This window comes from Amycolatopsis sp. lyj-90, from assembly GCF_046549035.1.
Classification (GTDB): Bacteria; Actinomycetota; Actinomycetes; order Mycobacteriales; family Pseudonocardiaceae; genus Amycolatopsis.
The window spans coordinates 668,138-684,327 of sequence record NZ_JAJPWP010000003.1 but is presented as its reverse complement, the minus strand read 5'-3'; the positions used below and the strand labels follow the sequence as shown (position 1 = coordinate 684,327).

Here is a 16,190-nt window from a genome sequence, read left to right as displayed (position 1 = left end):
CACACCCTACTGAGGCCGCGCCGCCTGCCAGACGACCTGGAACCGCGCTCCGCCATCGGGTGATTCGCCGACGCGCACCCGGCCCCCGCGCCGCCGGACGGCCTCCGCGACCATCGCCAGCCCCAGCCCGGTCCCGCCGGAGGAGCGCGCCCGCGAATCGGAAACACGGTAGAAGCGGTCGAAGACCCGCTCACGGTGCTCAGGCGCGATACCCGGCCCGTCGTCGTCGACCACCACCCGCACGGTGGACCGCGCCGCCAGCACCGACACCACGATCTGCCCCCGCGCGTACCGGCCCGCGTTGCGCAGCAGATTGCTCAGCACCAGCTCGACCTCGGCGTGCGTGGCCAGCGCCCACGCCGTCCCGACGGTGCCGCTCACGCGGATCTCCGGCGCGTCGGCGGGCATCCGCGCGACGGCCGCCCGGATCTCGCTCACCAGCTCGACCGGTTCCGCGGGCGGCACCTCCCCCGCGTCCGACCTCGCCAGCGCGAGCAGCCCGTCGAGCAGCGCGGAGAGCCGCTCCGCCTCCTCAAGGACGTCAGAGAGCGTCTCCTGGGCGAGCTCGGGATCGGGATTGGTGACGGCGACCTCGGCCTGCACGCGGATCGACGCGACCGGCGAGCGGAGCTCGTGCGCGGCGTCCCCGGTGAACCGCCGCAACCGGTCGGCCCCCTCTTCCTGCCGCGCCAGCAGGGCGTTGAACTCCTCGGCCAGCGCGCGGAGTTCGTCGTGCGAGTCCGGCAGCGGCAGCCGCGCTCCCGGCGGGAGCGCCCGCACCGACCCGCGCATCCGGGCCACCGGCCGCAGCGCGAACCGCACCAGCAGCCAGGTCGCGATCCCGGCGCCCACCGCACCGACGGACGCCACCGCGAACAGCCACAGCCCACCGGAGTGCACAGCGGTCGCGAAGCCGACCAAGCCCGCGCCCACGACGACGATCCGTTGCTGCCCGTCGGGCGCGGTGACCACGGTGCCCGCCCAGCGCCAGCTGTGCTCACCGCCGGTGGTGACCGATTCCCCCGCCTTCAGCGCGCGGACCTCCGCGGTGCCCAGGTTCGCGGGTGGCAGGCCGTCGACCGGGCCGCCACCGGTGTCGAGGACACGGACGGTGACCGCCGAGGCCGTCGGCCGCCGCCCGGCCGAGACGTCGGCCTTCGCGGTCTCCAGCTGGGCGCTCAGTTCGTCGTCGACCGAGCCGATGAGCAACGGCTGGAGGTTGTCCCCGGCGACCGCCGCCAGCCCGAGCAGGAACCCGAGCGTGACCGCGGCCGTGAGCAGGGTGATCCGGACCTGGAGCGAACGGCGGCGCCACCAAGACGGCGAGCCGATCACCCCTGTCCCGCCGGGGCGATCACTTCGTCGAGCTGCGCGTCCGAGGCCAGATATCCGTGCCCCCGCACGGTCCGGACCAGGGCGCCCGCTCCGACGGCGTCGAGCTTGCGGCGCACGTAGCCGACGTAGACCTCGACGACGTTGCGGGTCGCGGCCTGCTCGTCACCCCAGACGGCGCGCAGCAGCTCGTCCTTGGTGACCACCGTTCCCGCCCGGCCCGCCAGCACCTCCAGCAGCGCGAACTCGCGCGGGCTGAACGCCACCTCGATGCCGTCGTAGCGGACCTGCCGCAGGCTCCGGTCGACTTCGAGCGAGCCGATCCGCAGCGGCCCGCGGATCGCGTCCGGCGAGGCCCGCCGCAGCACCGCGCGCACCTGCGCGACCAGGACGACGAACGAGAACGGCTTCACGAGGTAGCCGTCGGCGCCGAGGTCGAGGCCGTCGGCCTGGTCGACCTCGCCGTCCTTCGCGGAGATCATCAACACCGGCGTGGTGACGCCGAGCGCCCGCAGCCGTTCGAGCACGCGGTAGCCGGAGAGACCCGGGAGCATGATGTCGAGCAGCACGACGTCGAAGGAACCTGTCTGCGCGAGCCGCAGGCCGCTGGGCCCGTCGGCGGCGGTGACCACGTCCATGTCCTCGGCGCGCAGCCCGCGCTGCAGCGCCTTGCGCACGCCGGGCTCGTCGTCGACCACCAGTACTCGAGGTTTCACGTCCTTCATCATTCACGCTTTCACCAGCTCACGCGCGAGCTCTCAGCGCCATCTCAGCTCCGACGGCGGAGTCTGAGTGGTATCTCAGCGTTTCCGGGGAAGCGTTGTCGCCAAGACCCGAGCACACTGAGGCCCGGGGAAACAGGGAGAGACAGCATGGATCCGAAGAGGAAGGCCATCACCGCGGCGGTGGTGGGAACGGCACTGGGCGTCGGCGGGCTCGCCGTCGTCGCGATGCCGGCCACCGCGGGTGACGCTCCGGTCTTGCCGCAGATCAGCGCCGAAGAGCTGGTGCAGTCCACGCTCAACGCTAAGCCCGCCGCGTTCGACGGGAAGGTCAAGGTCAGCAACGACCTCGGCCTGCCGCAGGTCGGCAGCACGCTGCCGGGGGTGTCGGCGCTGAACATCGACTCGGCGCAGATCTCGACCGACGGCGCGGGCAAGAGCAAGGTGTCGCTCACCGAGGGCTCCAGCCAGCAGACCATCGTCCGGAACGGCCAGTCCGTCTGGGAGTACAACTCCAAGGACAACTCCGCGACCAAGGTGACCATCCCGGCCGACCTGGCCAAGGAGCACCAGAACAAGGTCGAGGGCCAGGCCGTCGACCCGGCCACGGTGGCTTCGGAGCTGCTCGGCAAGGTGCGCGAGAGCAGCACTATCGCCGTCGACGGGACGTCCTCGGTGGCGAGCCGGTCCGCGTACGAGCTGGTGCTGACCCCGAAGCCGACCGAGCGGACGCTCCTGCGGGAGATCCGGGTCGCGATCGACGAGCAGACCCGGCTGCCGCTGCGGCTGACGGTGCTGGCCAACGGCACCTCCTCGCCGGCGTTCGAGGTTTCGTTCAGCGAGATCAACTTCGCGAACCAGCCCGCGTCGAACTTCGAGTTCACCCCGCCGAAGGGCGCGAAGGTGACCGAGAAGACCGCCGAGGTCGACCCGAAGAACCGTGAACTCGCCGAGGAGGCGAAGTCCGAGGTCAAGGTCGTCGGCGACGGCTGGGACACCGCGATCACCGGCAAGATCCCGGCCGACGCGCTGGCCAAGGCCGGTTCCGCGAAGGACGAGGAAGGCCGCCAGGTCGACCCGAAGGCGCTGCTTTCGCGGTTCGCCAAGCCGGTCAGCGGCGCGTGGGGCAGTGGCTGGCTGGTGACCACCAAGGTCGGCACCGGCGTGCTGACCGACGACGGCCGCTACGCCGTCGGCGCGGTGCCGGAGCAGGTTCTCTTCGAGGCATTGGCCGCGAAGTGACCACCACGTTCGAAGCCGGGACGGGCGTCTCTCAGGAGGCGTCCGCCCCGGCGGTACCCATGGCGGCCCGCACCAGGGGCCTGCGCAAGGTCTACGGCCGCACGGTGGCCGTGGACCACGTCGATCTCGACGTTCCCGAAGGCGCCGTGCTGGGGATGCTCGGCCCCAACGGTTCGGGCAAGACGACGACCATCCGGATGCTGCTCGGTCTGGTGCGCCCCACCGAGGGCGAGGTCGAACTCTTCGGCAAGAAGATGCCCGACGAGGCGGCGCACGCGCTGCCCGACGTCGGCGCGCTGGTCGAAGGGCCGGGCTTCCACCCTTTTCTTTCGGGGCGCGAAAACCTGCTGCGCGTGGCCGCGGCCGAACCGAGGCTGGCCTCGGCCGGGATCCCCGGCGCGGTCGACGCGGCACTTGAGCGCGTCGGCCTGACCGACGCCTCGAACCGGCGCTACAAGGGGTATTCGCTGGGGATGAAGCAGCGGATGGGGCTGGCGAGCGCGCTGCTCGTGCCGCGGCGGATGGTCGTGCTCGACGAACCGACCAACGGTCTCGATCCGGCCGGTACCAGGGAGATCCGCCGGATCATCGAGGAACTGCACGCCGACGGTGTCACCGTGCTGGTGTCTTCGCATCTGCTGGCCGAGGTCGAGGCGACCTGCACGCACGTCGCGGTGCTCCAGTCGGGAAACGTGATCGCCCAGGGCGAGCTCACGGAACTGCTGGAGTCGGGGAACGCGGCGCTGCTGGTGCGGACGCCGGACGCCGAGCTCGCGGTGGAAACGTTGCGGGAGAACAGGATCGGCAGCAGGCTCACGCCGGACGGCGTCCGCGTGGACCTCACCGCCGCCGAAGCTCCCGACGTGCTGCGTCATCTGGTGACGGCCGGGGTGGCCGTGCACGAGGCGGCGAGGGCGCGGACCGGACTGGAAGACCTGTTCGCCCGGCTGACCCAGCCGGAGTCCACTGTAGACGGTGAGGGGGAGTCGTGACCCACGCTCTGGCCGCGGCACCCGCGGCACGGACCGGCCAAGACAGTGTCGGCCTGCTCCGGTTGTACCGCGCCGAACTGCGCTGGATCTTCCGGCGGCCCCGCACGCTGGCCGTGCTGGGGCTGCTCGCGCTGATCCCGATCGTGATCGGGGTCGCGCTCACACTGGTCGACCCTGCGGAGGCGAACGGTGGTGGCGGCGGCGGGGACGGCGCGCTGCTCGCGTCCGCGATGAGCAACGGGTTCATCCTGCCGGTCGCGGCCTTGACGATGACGCTGGGGCTGCTGCTCCCGCTCGCCGCGGCGATGGCCGGGGCGGACGCGATCGCGGGCGAAGCTGCGCACGGGACGCTGCGGGGCTGGCTGATCGCCCCGGTCGGCCGGGGCAGGCTGCTCGCGATCAAGGCGTTCGGCGTCGCGACGGTTTCGACGATCGCCGTACTGGCCATGACGTTCACCGGTTTCGTCACCGGGCTGATCATCAGCGGCGCCGACTCGATGTTCACCCTCACCGGCTCGACGCTGAGCGTCTGGGACGCGCTGGGCCGCATCCTCCTCGTGGCCGCGTGGGTGGTCCTGCAGCTCTGGGCGATCGGGGCGGTCGCGCTCGCGATCTCGGCGTTCACCGAACACCCGATGCTGGTCGTCGCCTCGGTGCTGGCCGGGACGATCGTGTTCACCATCCTCGGTTTCCTGGACGCGGTTTCGTGGCTGCATCCGTTCCTGCTCAACCAGGACTGGACGCAAGCACCGGCTTCGGTGCTGATGGATCCGATCGACACCACGATGCTCGGCGAAGGCGCGCTGCGCGCCGCTTGCTACATCGCCATCGGGCTCTCGATCGCCTACGCGCGCCTCACCACCCGCGACGGCTGACCCGCCGACCTCGCAACTCGTCCTCTAGTCGCGGTAGTTCGTATGCGCAACTACCGCAACTAGAGGACGACTTGCGGGAGCAGGGCGACGCCGTCGGGGTCCAGGGTGAGCCGCACGGTGTCGCCGGGGCGCAGATCGGCGGTCACCGGCGCGACGGCGTCCACAGTGGACAGATCACCGATCGTGACCACGAGCCGGACGTGCTCTCGCCGGTGCACCACCGCGGTGACCTCGGCCTCGACGCCTTCCGGGGCGACCCGCAGACCATGCGGCCGCAGTCCCAGCCGCACCACACCGTCCTTGACGTCGGGCAAGGCGACCTCGCCGAGCGCGCTCCGCACCGTCCCGCCGGACGCCTCGCCGTCGACGAACGTGGTGACGCCGAGGAACCGCGCCACCCCCTCGTCCACCGGCTGCCGCCAGACCCGGCGCACCGCGCCCTCCTGCCGGATCTCGCCGTCGTCGAGGACGGCGACGCGGTCCGCGAGGGTGAACGCCTCTTCCTGATCGTGCGTGACCAGCAACGCGGTGATCTTGCTGCGCCGCAACAAAGCCGCGAGATCGATCGCCAGCTGCTCGCGCAGTCCGGCGTCCAGACCGGACAGTGGTTCGTCCAACAGCAGGAGCCGCGGTTCCGGCGCCAGCGCGCGGGCCAGCGCGACCCGTTGGGCCTGCCCACCGGACAGTTCGGTGACCCTCCGCCGCTCGTAACCGCTGAGCCCGACCAGGTCGAGCAGCGCCCGGACCCGCTCCGCGTGTTCGGCGCGCGGGACGTCGTGCATCCGCAGGCCGAACGCGATGTTCGAGGCGACGTCCTGGTGCGGGAACAGCTGCCCGTCCTGGAACACCAGCCCGAACCCCCGCCGGTGCACGGGGACGCCGGAGAGGTCCTCGCCGTCCCACCGCACGGTGCCCGACGTCAGCGGCTCCAGCCCGGTGATCGCCCGCAGCAGCGTCGACTTCCCCGAACCGGACGGGCCGAGCAGCGCCAGCACCTCGCCGTCGGCGATGTCCAGCCCGGCGTCCTTCACGGCCGCAAAAGATCCATAGTGGACGGTCAACTCCCGTACCGACAGCGACACTAGAACTCCCCTACCGAATTCTGCCCGCGGACCGCGCCGAACCGGTCGATCAGCACCACCGCCACCACGGTCACGATCATGAGCAGCGCGCAGGCCGCGTAGGCCATCTGGTTGTTCAGCTCGCCCGGCCGCGAGATCAGCGTCGCGACGGCGACGGGCAGCGTCGGCGCGTCCGGCCTGGCCAGGAAGCTCGTCGCGCCGAACTCGCCGAGCGCGACCACGTAACCGAAACCGGCGGCCGCGACCAGCGAACGCGCCGTCAGCGGGAGATCGATCTCCCGCCACACCCGGCCGGGGCTCGCGCCGAGGGTCGAAGCGGCCTGCCGGAGCCGGACGTCGACCGACCGGAGCACCGGCAGCACCATCCGCACGATCAACGGGATGATCACCAGCGCCTGCGCGAGCGGGACCAGCAGTGGCGACGTCCGCAGGTCTCCCGGCAGCGCGTCGAGCGTGACGAGATAGCCGAAACCGACGGTCACCGCGGACACGCCCAGCGGCAGCATCAGCGCCGCGTCCATCGTCTCGCCCATCCCCCGCGCCAGCTTGCCCGGTGTGCGGCGCAGCGCCACCAGCACGACCGAGGCCAGTACCCCGACGATCATCGCGAGCAGGGTCGCGTCGAACGCCGTCCGCAGCGACATCGACGCCGCGTCCCAGCCCGAAACCTGCAGCGCGCCACGGGATCCCTGACCGGCGAGGGCTTCGTACCCGGCGAGGCTCCAGCCATCCGAAGTGGACACGGACTCGAGGAGCAGCGCCACGATCGGCGTCATCAGGAGCGCGATCACCGCGAGACCGGCGGAGACGGCCCACCACTCGCCGCCCCTGGGCCGTCGGGCGGTCTCGCTCCGCGAACGCAGCCGGACCACGTTCTCCCTGCGTCGTCTCGCCAGCGCCCCCACGACCAGCGCGGCGACGACGGCGGCGAACTGCACCAGCGACAGCGCGGCCGCGCCGGAGAGGTCGAGCAGGTCGACCGTGCGCAGGTAGATCTCGGTCTCCAGGGTCCGGAACTTCGACCCACCGAGAATGAGCACGACCCCGAAACTGGTGGCGCAGAACAAGAACACCACCGCCGCCGAGGACGCGATCGCCGGCCCGAGCGCGGGTAGCGTCACCGAGCGGAAGGCACGCCACGGCGACGCGCCCAGCGCCCGCGCCGCGTCCACGGTGCGCGGGTCGAGATGGCTCCACAGCCCGGAAACCGTACGCGCGACGACGGCGACGTTGAAGAAGGCGTTGGCCAGTACCAACGGCAGCAGCCCGCCGTCGGGCCAGAGCGCGCGGAACGCCAGGCCGACCACGACGGTCGGCAGCACGAACGGCACCAGCACGAGGGTCCGGACCAGCGAGACACCCGGCAGCCGCACTCGCGCGAGCAGGAACGCGACCGGCAAACCCGCGAGCACCGCGACGATCGTCGAAACCCCGGCGCTGGCGACGGTGAATCCCGCGAGCTTCCAGGTCAGCGGGTCGCCGATGGCCGTACCGACCCCGCCGGAACCGAAACCCCGGCCGATGATCGCCGCGACCGGCCAGGCGAAGAACACCACGAGGAAACCGAGCGGCAGCACGGCGAGTGCGGCCAGCCCGGCGCCCCGATAAGTCAGCCTGGGCGCACTCAGCCTTCGAGTAGCGTGCGCCACTGGGCGATCCACTGCTCACGCCCGGCCTGGATCTTGGCCGGTTCGAGCGTCTTCGGCTGCTGCGGCAGCGGCGCGGCCTGCGCCCAGCCCTGCGGGAGTTCGACGCCCTGGCGTGCCGGGTACACGTACATGTTGGCCGCCACGGTCACCTGGAACTGCTGGGACAGCAGGAAGTCCACGACCTTGCGGGCCTTCTCGACCTGCTTGCCGCCCGCCAGCACACCCGCGTACTCGACCTGGCGGTAACAGGTGTCCAGCAGCGCCTTCGTGCGTGGCTTGCCGTCGTCGCCGAGTTCGGCGGCGGGCGAAGACGCGTAGGAGACGACGATCGGCCGCGGGCCCTTGCCCGAGGAACCGGAGAACTCCTTGGTGTAGGCCTCTTCCCAGCCGCTGACCGTCTTGAGGCCGTTGGCCTTCAGCTGCGACCAGTACGCCTGCCAGCCCTGCTCGCCGAACTGGGCGACCGTGCCGAGCAGGAACGCCAGTCCCGGCGACGACGTCGCGGGACTCTCGGCGACCATCAGGTCCTTGTACTTGGCGTCGGCGAGGTCCGCGAACGACTTCGGCTCCGGGATCCCCTTGTCCACGAAGTACCGGGCGTCGATGTTGACGCACACGTCGCCGAGGTCGACCGCGGAGAGGCGGTGCTCGGGGTCGACGGAGTAGCGCTGGGGGCCGCGATCGGCCTCCGGGCTCGTGTACTGCTCGAAAACGCCCTCGGTGAGCGCGCGGGAAGCGAACGTCGAGTCGACGCCGTACGCGACGTCACCGATCGGGTTCGCCTTGGTCAGCACCAGTTTGTTGGTCAGCGCGCCCGCGTCCCCCTGCTTGAGCACGGAGATCTTGATCCCGGACTGCCGCTCGAACGCGTCGAGGACCTCCTGCGGGGCGAGCCACGAGTCGTGCGTCACGAGCGTGACCGTCGCCGGCGCCTGCGCGTCGTTCCCCGTAGTCCCGGAAAGCGAGCAGCCCGTGGCGAGGGCGGCCACCGTGCCTGCCGCAACCAGCGTGCGGAGGGCGCGTTTCATCTAGCCTCCTGCGTTTTTCAAGGGGGGACCCGTGGCAAACGTGCAGCGTAGCCGACGGCGTACCACCATGGAGTCATGGCGGAAATCTTGAACGACAAGCAGGCGGACGAGGCCGTGACGAAGCTCTCGGGCTGGACCCGCGACGGCGTCACGATCGAGCGGACGGCGAAGCTGCCGAGCTTCCCGAAAGCCATCGAAGCGGTGGACAAGATCGCCGAACTCGCGGAGACGGCCGACCACCATCCCGACATCGACATCCGCTGGCGGACGGTGACGTTCCGGCTCAGCACGCACTCCGCCGGAGGGCTGACGGAGAAGGACTTCGCGCTCGCGTCGCAGATCGACGGGGTGCTCGACGGCATGTGACGTCCGCGACGGTCGCGCCACGACTCCGCTTCCCGGACGTCTACCCAGTACGACCGACGAGAAAAGGACGAGTGATGACACAGGCGATCGTGGTGGGGTTCTCCGCATTCGGCGCGATGGTGGCGGCCGCTGCCGGAGTGCTTTGGTACACGGCGCGCGATCGGCATCACCAGCACGATCAGTGATCTTCGCCACACCGGCGCGTGTGAGGTAACGCGGACCCTGATCAACGCGCTGTTCCCGGCGGACCTGTCGCTTCTCTCCCCCGGGGAACCGCCGTGAACAACGCCTCCATCACCGCCGCCCAGCGCGTCTGGGTGACCGTCTTCGCCACCGCCGTCACGCTGCTGACGATCATCGTGCTCGGCCTTCTCGGCTAGCCCCTTCAGCCCGGGTATGCCTCGCGGGCGGCGACAAGCTCCGGAAGGTGCTTCGCCGCCCACTCGCGGCATGCCTCCATCGGCGCGAACAACGTCCGGCCGAGCGGGGTGAGTTCGTACTCCACTCGCGGCGGTGTCTCGTCGTACGCCGTCCGCGTGATCATGCCGTCGCGCTCCAGGGCTCTGAGGGTCTCCGTGAGGACCTTCGACGTGACGCCCCTCAGTGGCACCCTCAGCTCGGTGAACCTGCGCGGTCCCTCTTCGAGGCACAGCACGACCAGGCCGGCCCACTTGTCGCCGATCCTGAACGGCGTGAGATTCGACGGGCACTCGGGCGCGAACATGTCCGCTTCCAGTGGCTTCACCCGTCCGAAGTTACCCGAGCGGCTTGGCCCAGCCCGCCAGCTCGGCCGCTGCGTCGTCGTAGGCGAGTGAGCCGGTGGACATCGCGATCACCAGGTCGTACGCGCCGTCTTCCGGCGCGTCGAGGTCGTGACCGTTGAGCCCGTAGAAGACGAACGTCGCCATCCAGGCCAGGCGCTTGTTGCCGTCGATGAGCGCGTGGTTGCGCACGACGGACTCCAGCAGCACCGCCGCCTTCTCGTGCAGCGTCGGATACGCGTCCCGGCCCATCAGCGAAACCTGCGGCCGGTGCGCGGCGGAATCGAGCAGGCCGAGGTCGCGGACCTTGGGCACGCCGAGGTCTTCCGCGAGCGCCAGGAGGTCTTCGACGGTGAGATACTCGATCACTGGGCGAGACGGTCGAGCAGAGCGGCGTAGCGCTCCCGGCCGTCCTTGGACAGCGCCCGGACCCTGTCGTCCCGGACACGGCGCCCGGCCGCCTCGGTGATGGCGCGAACGGTGGCTTCGTGCTTGCTCACGCCGTCGGCCTCCGCCAGCAGGGCGAGAGCGCGCTCTTGCTCGTCGTTCAACCGCAGGGTCATGGCCATGGGTTGATGATACCACTCTGGTAGCACCCTCCTTCGCGTATTTTCGCCTGGTGAGCATCCAGACCCTGGGCGACGCCGAGTACCGGCGCGCGTGGGACCGCTTCCGCGCGGAATTCGCCTTCCGGCCCAGCACCGACCGGTTCGAGTGGCCGGGAATCGCCGAACCCGCGGGGGCGGTGACCTGGAGCCTGTCCGCCCTCGACGAAGACCCGGGATATCTGCTGCTGGACCGGATGGTCTCCGTCGTCCAGCGCGGTCTGGCCTCGTGTGCCGACGAGTTGTACGCGCTCGACTGGCAGCACGAGTCTTACCGGTTCGCGACCACCGAGAAGGACTGGCCGCTCAGCCCGTTCCCCGACGGCGACTACTACATCTACCTGACGCAGGACTTCCGGCTCGGCACCTTCGGGCACCCTTGGGAGTACACGATCTGCGTGTTCGGCGACGAACTGGTGACCGCGATCTCGGCGGAACTCACCGAAACCCTCGGCAAGCCGCTACGCAGGTCTGCGTAGGCCCGATTGCCGCTTCCGGGCCGACGCCCCGAGCGGCTCCGAGCGGGACTCTTCAGTGGTCGAAAACCCAGTGAGGAGTCCCACCATGAACCGTTCCACCGCCGCCGTCGCCAACGCTTTCTTCCTCTTCGTCGGCGTCGCCGGGCTGATCATCCAGATCGTCTCGGGCGTCCCCGGATTCCCGGACGTCCCGCCCGGCCCGTTCATCCTCGGCGTGACCGGGATCCTCGTGCTGACCCTGGCCGCCAAATACCGCTGGATCCTGTTCCTCGGCGTCGCCGCGCCGCTGTTCATCCTGGTCGGCGCCCTGCTCGAAGGCTCCTTCTGGGGACGCCTCGCCGACGTGGGCGACTTCGGCCCCTTCGTCGGGACCGTGCTGCTGATCGGCGGGCTGATCGGGGCCATCGCCTGCGGCGGTGTCGCCTTGTCCCAGGCCTACCGCCGGACGACCGTGGGCTGAACCGGAAAAAGGGGACGATCGGAGGTTGCTCTGGCGGCCCGGTGACTCTTAGCTACTCGAACGAAGGTCGTTCGAAAAGTGAGGGGTGTTCCATGGCAGGTCTGCGCAGGCGTGAGGTGCTCGCGGGTGCGGTGGCTCTGGCGGGCGCGGCGACGATCGGGTTGAACCCCGGCACCGCCGCCGCGGCCACGCAGCAGCGTCCGGGCGCGCAGTTCCCGCCGTCGCTGGACTTCGGCGACTACCCCGTGATCGCGCGGGTCCGGTCACGGCGGGCGCTGGAGCATCTTCGGGTGCTCAGCGACAAGATCGGCCCCCGGATCGCCGGCACCGAAGGCGAACTGCGTGCCAAGGACTACATCGCGAAGGTGCTGCGAGAGCTGCGCTACCAGGTCACGCTGCAGCCGTTCCCGATCGCCGACAAGTTCCTGGGCGGCCTGTCGGTCGGACGTGACAGCTGGCAGACCGGCTCGTCGCCGCAGGGCGCGCAGGACGTCACGCGTGAGGCGGTCGTCGTCGACGCCGGTGACGGGACCACCCTTCCGGACGACCTGACCGGCAAGATCGTGCTGATCGCGGCCGTGACGAACAAGGCCGACGCGTACCTGACGGCCGCGCAGCGCGGCGCCGTCGCCGTGCTGATCGGCCGGATCGGCGCCGACCCGGCGCGCAAACTGTCCGCCTTCTCCCCGACGCTGGCCACCCCGGTCACCGTCCCGGTGCTCGGCCTGGCGCAGGTGCAGGTGGAGCGGCTGCGCGAACGACTCGCCAAGGGCTCGGTCAAGGTGAAGGCGACGGCCACCCACCACAAGAACCTGACGTCGTACAACGTCATCGCCGAGCGGCCCGCCAGCTTCCCCGGCAAGGACAACGGCGTGGTCATGGTGACCGCGCACTACGACAGCGTCCCCGGCTCCCCCGGCGCGAACGACGACGGCAGCGGCACCGTGCTGTGCCTGGAGCTGGCGCGCGTCCTGCGGTACCTGCCGACGAACAAGACACTGCGGTTCGCGCTGTGGGGCTCGGAGGAATACGGGCTGATCGGCTCGCGGCACTACGTCTCGAACCTGACCGACCCGGAAGCGAAGCGGATCGCGGGCTGCTTCCAGAACGACATGGTCGCCACCAGCTGGGACCCGGCGATCACCTACTGGCTGCTTTCGGTCGACGGTGCCGACAACGCCACGACCGCGGCCGTCAACGCCGCGGCCAAGCGGCTCGGTTACGACCCCCGGGTCAAGGGCCCGGTCGCGCGCGGTTCGAGCGACCACGTGCCGTTCTTCGAGCGCGGGATCGCGTCGGGCAACTTCAGCTGGCGCGGCGAAAGCGGCCCGGCGCTGCTGGAGCCGACCTATCACACGCCGGAAGACACCATCAAGGACAACGTTTCCCTTGAGCGGCTTCAGGTCTCGCTGGAGCTGATCGGATCGGCGGCTTACAGCCTGCTGCGGAAGTAGTGGGGCTCGTGAGTGGTAAAGGCGGTTCTAACCGCCTTTACCACTCACGAGCGCCCTGCCGGGATGCCACTCTGATCCGGTGACGCCTTCACCTGACGAGCAGGACCCGCGGCCCGCCGCCTCACCGGTGACCATCACCCAGTATCAGATCCTCGCCACGCGACGGCAGGCCTTCGACACGCTGATGTGGCAGGTGCCCGCGCTTTCCCTGACCGCGCAGTCTTTTCTGCTGTCCCTCGCCCACGGAGCCCAATCGACGCCTTTCGCCGCGGCCGTCGCGGGACTGCTCTCGATGATCGTGTCGGCGATGTCGATCCAGCTGTTGCTCCGCCAGCGACAGAACGAAGTCACCGACTCGGTACTACTGCATCGCATCGAGCGGGAGCATGGCTGGCCGGAAATCTTCGCAACAGGTGAAGTCAGGGCGCTGAACGCCGGCCGGACACGCCGCCGCGTGATCCGGTTGCGGTCCTACCGGATCTGGACCGGCGGCTTGGCACTCTTCGGGATCGCAGGCTTCGTGGCTCTACTGCGGGCCCTTCTCTAGCCGCCAAGCCGACAACGGACTGCGCAGAGGCGGTCCACCCCGCGTCGATCACGGTCGCGACCTAGTAAAGCGGCATGTTCGGAATCGTCCTCGCCGCGATGTCGATCAAGGCTTCGACTTTCGCGATATCGGTCGTCACGTCCTCGCTGGTCACCGACGGAGCCTCCGAGGAGCGATAGGCGACTTCGTTCCGCCGGACCCGCATGCGGTTGAAAGGACGCAAAACCCGCCCAAGCGGAGGATCGAGCTGTGCGAAAACAGCTTCGTAGACGGCGATATGGCCACCGCGACTCGTGGCGCGCAGGCCCTGATTCTGCAAGAGCGCAGCCAAGGCGCGGCGCCCACCGTCGTATGCCAGCGTGTAGGCGCCTTCCGGATCCGAATCCAGCAACAGCCGCGCCGAAGTGAGGTGCGTGCGAGCCCTGTCGATCTCCGCCTCGGCGGCTTCTCGCGAAGCGGGGACACGCTCGATCGAACCGCTCGCTATGAGTGCGTCGATCGTTTCGCGCCCTTGATTCCACGGGGTCATCAAGTCTCCAAGCCGAGGTTCAGTTGAGCCAGCGGACGCTCACGAACGCTGACGAGGAACGGATCCGTCGTGCCCGACGCCCACGACTCGGATGAGATCCGATGAACGTTGATCTCGCGGCTCAGCCGCCGCGACACCCGCTCCGCCAAGTCGAAAAGCTCGTCCGGATCAGGCGAACCGACGACGAGGACGTCGACGTCGCCGGGAGGCGGCCCCGGTTCGCCGCTGTAGCGCGCGGCCCAAGAGCCGTAAATGTATGCCTCGCTGACGCCCGCGAGCCCGGACAAGGCCTCGGCGAGCAGCGGCATCGGCCCGAACGTGACCGCGATGAGATCACTCAACGGCCGGTAGAGCGGGGTGTCCGTTCGGGCTTTGACGATCCGGCTCCGGCCGACTCTCCGATCTTCCAGAATGCCGCCCTCGGTCAGCCGCTCGACTTCACGCAACGCCGCGGTGGTCGTGACACCACAGGCTTCGGCTAGCTCGGTGATGCTGTACTCGCGATCCGGATGCAGCAGAACGAGCGCGAGCAGCTCACCTTGCGTGCGCGACCGCAGCAGTGGCAGCAGACTCGGCGAAGGTTTCATTGGACGCAGTATATCCTGCGCCCAATGAAAGTAACAACCAGCGATAAGTCGTCACCGAAACGAACCTCGGGAGCGGACGTTCGTGCTGTGCGCAAGCCTGGCGACAAGCGAGTTCAACCTGTCTGCGAGAGCCCCCACGGTGTAAGCGGCGAGTGAGGAGAATGCAGGCATGACCAGCGAGCAGTCCGACAACACCGAGAATCTCGTGCTTCTGCGTGAGCACCCGTTGCGGTCAGCTCTGCCCGAGACTCGCAAGCTTGAGGACTGACACACTCGCTCTGCTTCGCCCGCTCAGTCGCGTCCGCCGTCAGACGTTGAAGCGGAACTCCACCACGTCGCCGTCCGACATGATGTAGTCCTTGCCTTCCATCCGCACCTTGCCCGCGGACCGGGCGGCGGCCATGGAACCGTTCTCGATCAGGTCGTCATACGAGACGACCTCGGCCTTGATGAAACCGCGCTCGAAGTCGGTGTGGATCACGCCGGCGGCCTGCGGGGCGGTCGCGCCCTGCGGGATCGTCCAGGCGCGCGACTCCTTGGGGCCTGCGGTCAGGTAGGTCTGCAGGCCGAGGGTGTGGAAACCGGCGCGGGCGAGCGAGTACAGGCCTGGCTCGTGCTGGCCGACGGACTCCAGCAACTCGCGCACGGAGTCCTCGTCGTCCAGTTCCAGCAGCTCGAACTCGACCTTCGCGTCGAGGAACACCGCGTCCGCGGGGGCGACCATCTTGGCCAGCTCTTCGCGACGAGCGTCGTCGGTGAGGATTCCCTCGTCGGCGTTGAAGACGTAGAGGAACGGCTTCGTGGTGAGCAGGCTCAGCTCGCGCAGAGCCTCGAAGTCGACCTCTTTCTGCGCCTGGAACAGGGTCCGGCCCGAGTCGAGGATCTCCTTGGCCTTGACCGCGTTGTCGAGGGCGGGCTTGGCTTCCTTCTTGGTCCGCGCTTCCTTCTCGAGCCGGTGCAGCGCCTTGTCGAGCGTCTGCAGGTCGGCGAGGATCAGCTCGGTGTTGATCGTCTCGATGTCGCTCGCCGGGTCGATCCGGTCGTCGACGTGGATCACGTCCGGGTCGTCGAAGACCCGCACGACCTGGCAGATCGCGTTCGCCTCGCGGATGTTCGCGAGGAACTTGTTGCCGAGCCCGGCTCCCTCGGAGGCGCCCTTCACGATGCCCGCGATGTCCACAAAGGACACGACGGCGGGCACGGTCCGCTCGGAGCCGAACACCTTGGCGAGTTCGTCCAGGCGCGGGTCCGGGAGCGGGACGACGCCGACGTTGGGCTCGATCGTCGCGAACGGGTAGTTCGCGGCGAGCACGTCGTTGCGGGTCAGCGCGTTGAACAGGGTGGACTTGCCGACGTTGGGCAGGCCGACGATGCCGAGGGTGAGACTCACGGGCCAGAAGTCTACGTGCCGCCCGCGACCCCATCCGCCGAGGCCCGGATCGCGGTGTCGGATTTCCGCCAGCCGACCCCGCGACCTGGT

Annotated in this window: 19 protein-coding genes; 8 read left to right on the top strand and 11 right to left on the bottom strand. The window is 69.5% G+C overall.

Annotated elements, in window-relative coordinates; translation table 11 throughout:
* Positions 1-6: 6 nt before the first annotated feature.
* Positions 7-1,335 carry an ATP-binding protein gene (locus ACLJPX_RS14800; protein ID WP_410600579.1) on the bottom strand — a complete coding sequence of 443 codons (1,329 nt, stop codon included), beginning with the start codon at positions 1,333-1,335 and terminating at the stop codon, positions 7-9.
* On the bottom strand, positions 1,332-2,060 hold the full coding sequence (locus ACLJPX_RS14795) for a response regulator transcription factor (RefSeq protein WP_410600578.1): 729 nt from the start codon (positions 2,058-2,060) through the stop codon (positions 1,332-1,334). The genes ACLJPX_RS14800 and ACLJPX_RS14795 overlap by 4 nt, the downstream gene beginning before the upstream one ends.
* Positions 2,061-2,204: 144 nt before the next feature.
* On the opposite strand from ACLJPX_RS14795, the gene ACLJPX_RS14790 reads away from it, so the two are divergent.
* From ACLJPX_RS14790 to ACLJPX_RS14780, 3 genes are read left to right on the top strand one after another with little or no spacing between them, the layout of a single operon-like run.
* Positions 2,205-3,296 carry a LolA family protein gene (locus tag ACLJPX_RS14790; RefSeq protein ID WP_410600577.1) on the top strand — a complete coding sequence of 364 codons (1,092 nt, stop codon included), beginning with the start codon at positions 2,205-2,207 and terminating at the stop codon, positions 3,294-3,296.
* Positions 3,293-4,288: an ABC transporter ATP-binding protein gene (locus ACLJPX_RS14785; RefSeq protein ID WP_410600576.1), complete on the top strand. Its 996-nt coding sequence runs from the start codon at positions 3,293-3,295 to the stop codon at positions 4,286-4,288. Before ACLJPX_RS14790 ends, ACLJPX_RS14785 begins: the two co-directional genes overlap by 4 nt.
* Positions 4,285-5,163 carry an ABC transporter permease gene (locus tag ACLJPX_RS14780; RefSeq protein WP_410600575.1) on the top strand — a complete coding sequence of 293 codons (879 nt, stop codon included), beginning with the start codon at positions 4,285-4,287 and terminating at the stop codon, positions 5,161-5,163. Before ACLJPX_RS14785 ends, ACLJPX_RS14780 begins: the two co-directional genes overlap by 4 nt.
* A gap of 59 nt (positions 5,164-5,222) precedes the next feature.
* Here the strand turns inward: ACLJPX_RS14780 and ACLJPX_RS14775 are convergent, their stop codons facing one another.
* From ACLJPX_RS14775 to ACLJPX_RS14765, 3 genes are read right to left on the bottom strand one after another with little or no spacing between them, the layout of a single operon-like run.
* The gene (locus ACLJPX_RS14775) at positions 5,223-6,245 is read right to left on the bottom strand and encodes an ABC transporter ATP-binding protein (protein WP_410600574.1); all 1,023 of its coding nucleotides are present in this window, start codon (positions 6,243-6,245) and stop codon (positions 5,223-5,225) included.
* Positions 6,245-7,822: an ABC transporter permease gene (locus tag ACLJPX_RS14770; protein ID WP_410600750.1), complete on the bottom strand. Its 1,578-nt coding sequence runs from the start codon at positions 7,820-7,822 to the stop codon at positions 6,245-6,247. Before ACLJPX_RS14770 ends, ACLJPX_RS14775 begins: the two co-directional genes overlap by 1 nt.
* 47 nt (positions 7,823-7,869) lie before the next feature.
* Positions 7,870-8,922, bottom strand: a complete 1,053-nt coding sequence (locus tag ACLJPX_RS14765) for a thiamine ABC transporter substrate binding subunit (RefSeq protein WP_410600573.1) — start codon at positions 8,920-8,922, stop codon at positions 7,870-7,872.
* Between the two features lie 75 nt (positions 8,923-8,997).
* Here ACLJPX_RS14765 and ACLJPX_RS14760 point away from each other — a divergent pair, with 75 nt between their 5' ends.
* Positions 8,998-9,288 (top strand): 4a-hydroxytetrahydrobiopterin dehydratase, encoded by a 291-nt coding sequence (locus ACLJPX_RS14760; protein ID WP_410600572.1) that lies wholly within the window; start codon positions 8,998-9,000, stop codon positions 9,286-9,288.
* Between the two features lie 385 nt (positions 9,289-9,673).
* On the opposite strand, the gene ACLJPX_RS14755 is transcribed toward ACLJPX_RS14760, so the two are convergent.
* The 3 genes from ACLJPX_RS14755 to ACLJPX_RS14745 are packed head-to-tail and all read right to left on the bottom strand — an operon-like array spanning position 9,674 to position 10,618.
* Positions 9,674-10,012 carry a winged helix-turn-helix transcriptional regulator gene (locus tag ACLJPX_RS14755; RefSeq protein WP_410600749.1) on the bottom strand — a complete coding sequence of 113 codons (339 nt, stop codon included), beginning with the start codon at positions 10,010-10,012 and terminating at the stop codon, positions 9,674-9,676.
* Between the two features lie 31 nt (positions 10,013-10,043).
* Positions 10,044-10,418 (bottom strand): type II toxin-antitoxin system death-on-curing family toxin, encoded by a 375-nt coding sequence (locus tag ACLJPX_RS14750; RefSeq protein ID WP_410600571.1) that lies wholly within the window; start codon positions 10,416-10,418, stop codon positions 10,044-10,046.
* On the bottom strand, positions 10,415-10,618 hold the full coding sequence (locus tag ACLJPX_RS14745) for a hypothetical protein (protein ID WP_037306526.1): 204 nt from the start codon (positions 10,616-10,618) through the stop codon (positions 10,415-10,417). The genes ACLJPX_RS14750 and ACLJPX_RS14745 overlap by 4 nt, the downstream gene beginning before the upstream one ends.
* Positions 10,619-10,668: 50 nt before the next feature.
* Here ACLJPX_RS14745 and ACLJPX_RS14740 point away from each other — a divergent pair, with 50 nt between their 5' ends.
* The 4 genes from ACLJPX_RS14740 (at position 10,669) to ACLJPX_RS14725 (ending at position 13,594) form a co-directional block, all read left to right on the top strand.
* Positions 10,669-11,133 (top strand): DUF2716 domain-containing protein, encoded by a 465-nt coding sequence (locus ACLJPX_RS14740; protein WP_410600570.1) that lies wholly within the window; start codon positions 10,669-10,671, stop codon positions 11,131-11,133.
* Between the two features lie 85 nt (positions 11,134-11,218).
* Complete coding sequence (locus ACLJPX_RS14735) at positions 11,219-11,593, top strand: hypothetical protein (RefSeq protein ID WP_410600569.1); 375 nt, start codon at positions 11,219-11,221, stop codon at positions 11,591-11,593.
* A 92-nt stretch (positions 11,594-11,685) separates the two neighbouring features.
* Entirely contained in the window at positions 11,686-13,047 is a 1,362-nt protein-coding gene (locus tag ACLJPX_RS14730) for a M20/M25/M40 family metallo-hydrolase (protein WP_410600568.1), read from the top strand.
* A gap of 79 nt (positions 13,048-13,126) precedes the next feature.
* Positions 13,127-13,594 carry a hypothetical protein gene (locus ACLJPX_RS14725; RefSeq protein ID WP_410600567.1) on the top strand — a complete coding sequence of 156 codons (468 nt, stop codon included), beginning with the start codon at positions 13,127-13,129 and terminating at the stop codon, positions 13,592-13,594.
* A gap of 61 nt (positions 13,595-13,655) precedes the next feature.
* Here the strand turns inward: ACLJPX_RS14725 and ACLJPX_RS14720 are convergent, their stop codons facing one another.
* From ACLJPX_RS14720 to ychF, 3 genes are all read right to left on the bottom strand, one after another.
* Positions 13,656-14,123 (bottom strand): hypothetical protein, encoded by a 468-nt coding sequence (locus ACLJPX_RS14720; protein WP_410600566.1) that lies wholly within the window; start codon positions 14,121-14,123, stop codon positions 13,656-13,658.
* Positions 14,123-14,710, bottom strand: a complete 588-nt coding sequence (locus tag ACLJPX_RS14715; protein ID WP_410600565.1) for an ArsR family transcriptional regulator — start codon at positions 14,708-14,710, stop codon at positions 14,123-14,125. Before ACLJPX_RS14715 ends, ACLJPX_RS14720 begins: the two co-directional genes overlap by 1 nt.
* A 307-nt stretch (positions 14,711-15,017) precedes the next feature.
* Positions 15,018-16,100: a redox-regulated ATPase YchF gene (gene ychF / locus ACLJPX_RS14710; RefSeq protein ID WP_101610483.1), complete on the bottom strand. Its 1,083-nt coding sequence runs from the start codon at positions 16,098-16,100 to the stop codon at positions 15,018-15,020.
* Positions 16,101-16,190: the final 90 nt, after the last annotated feature.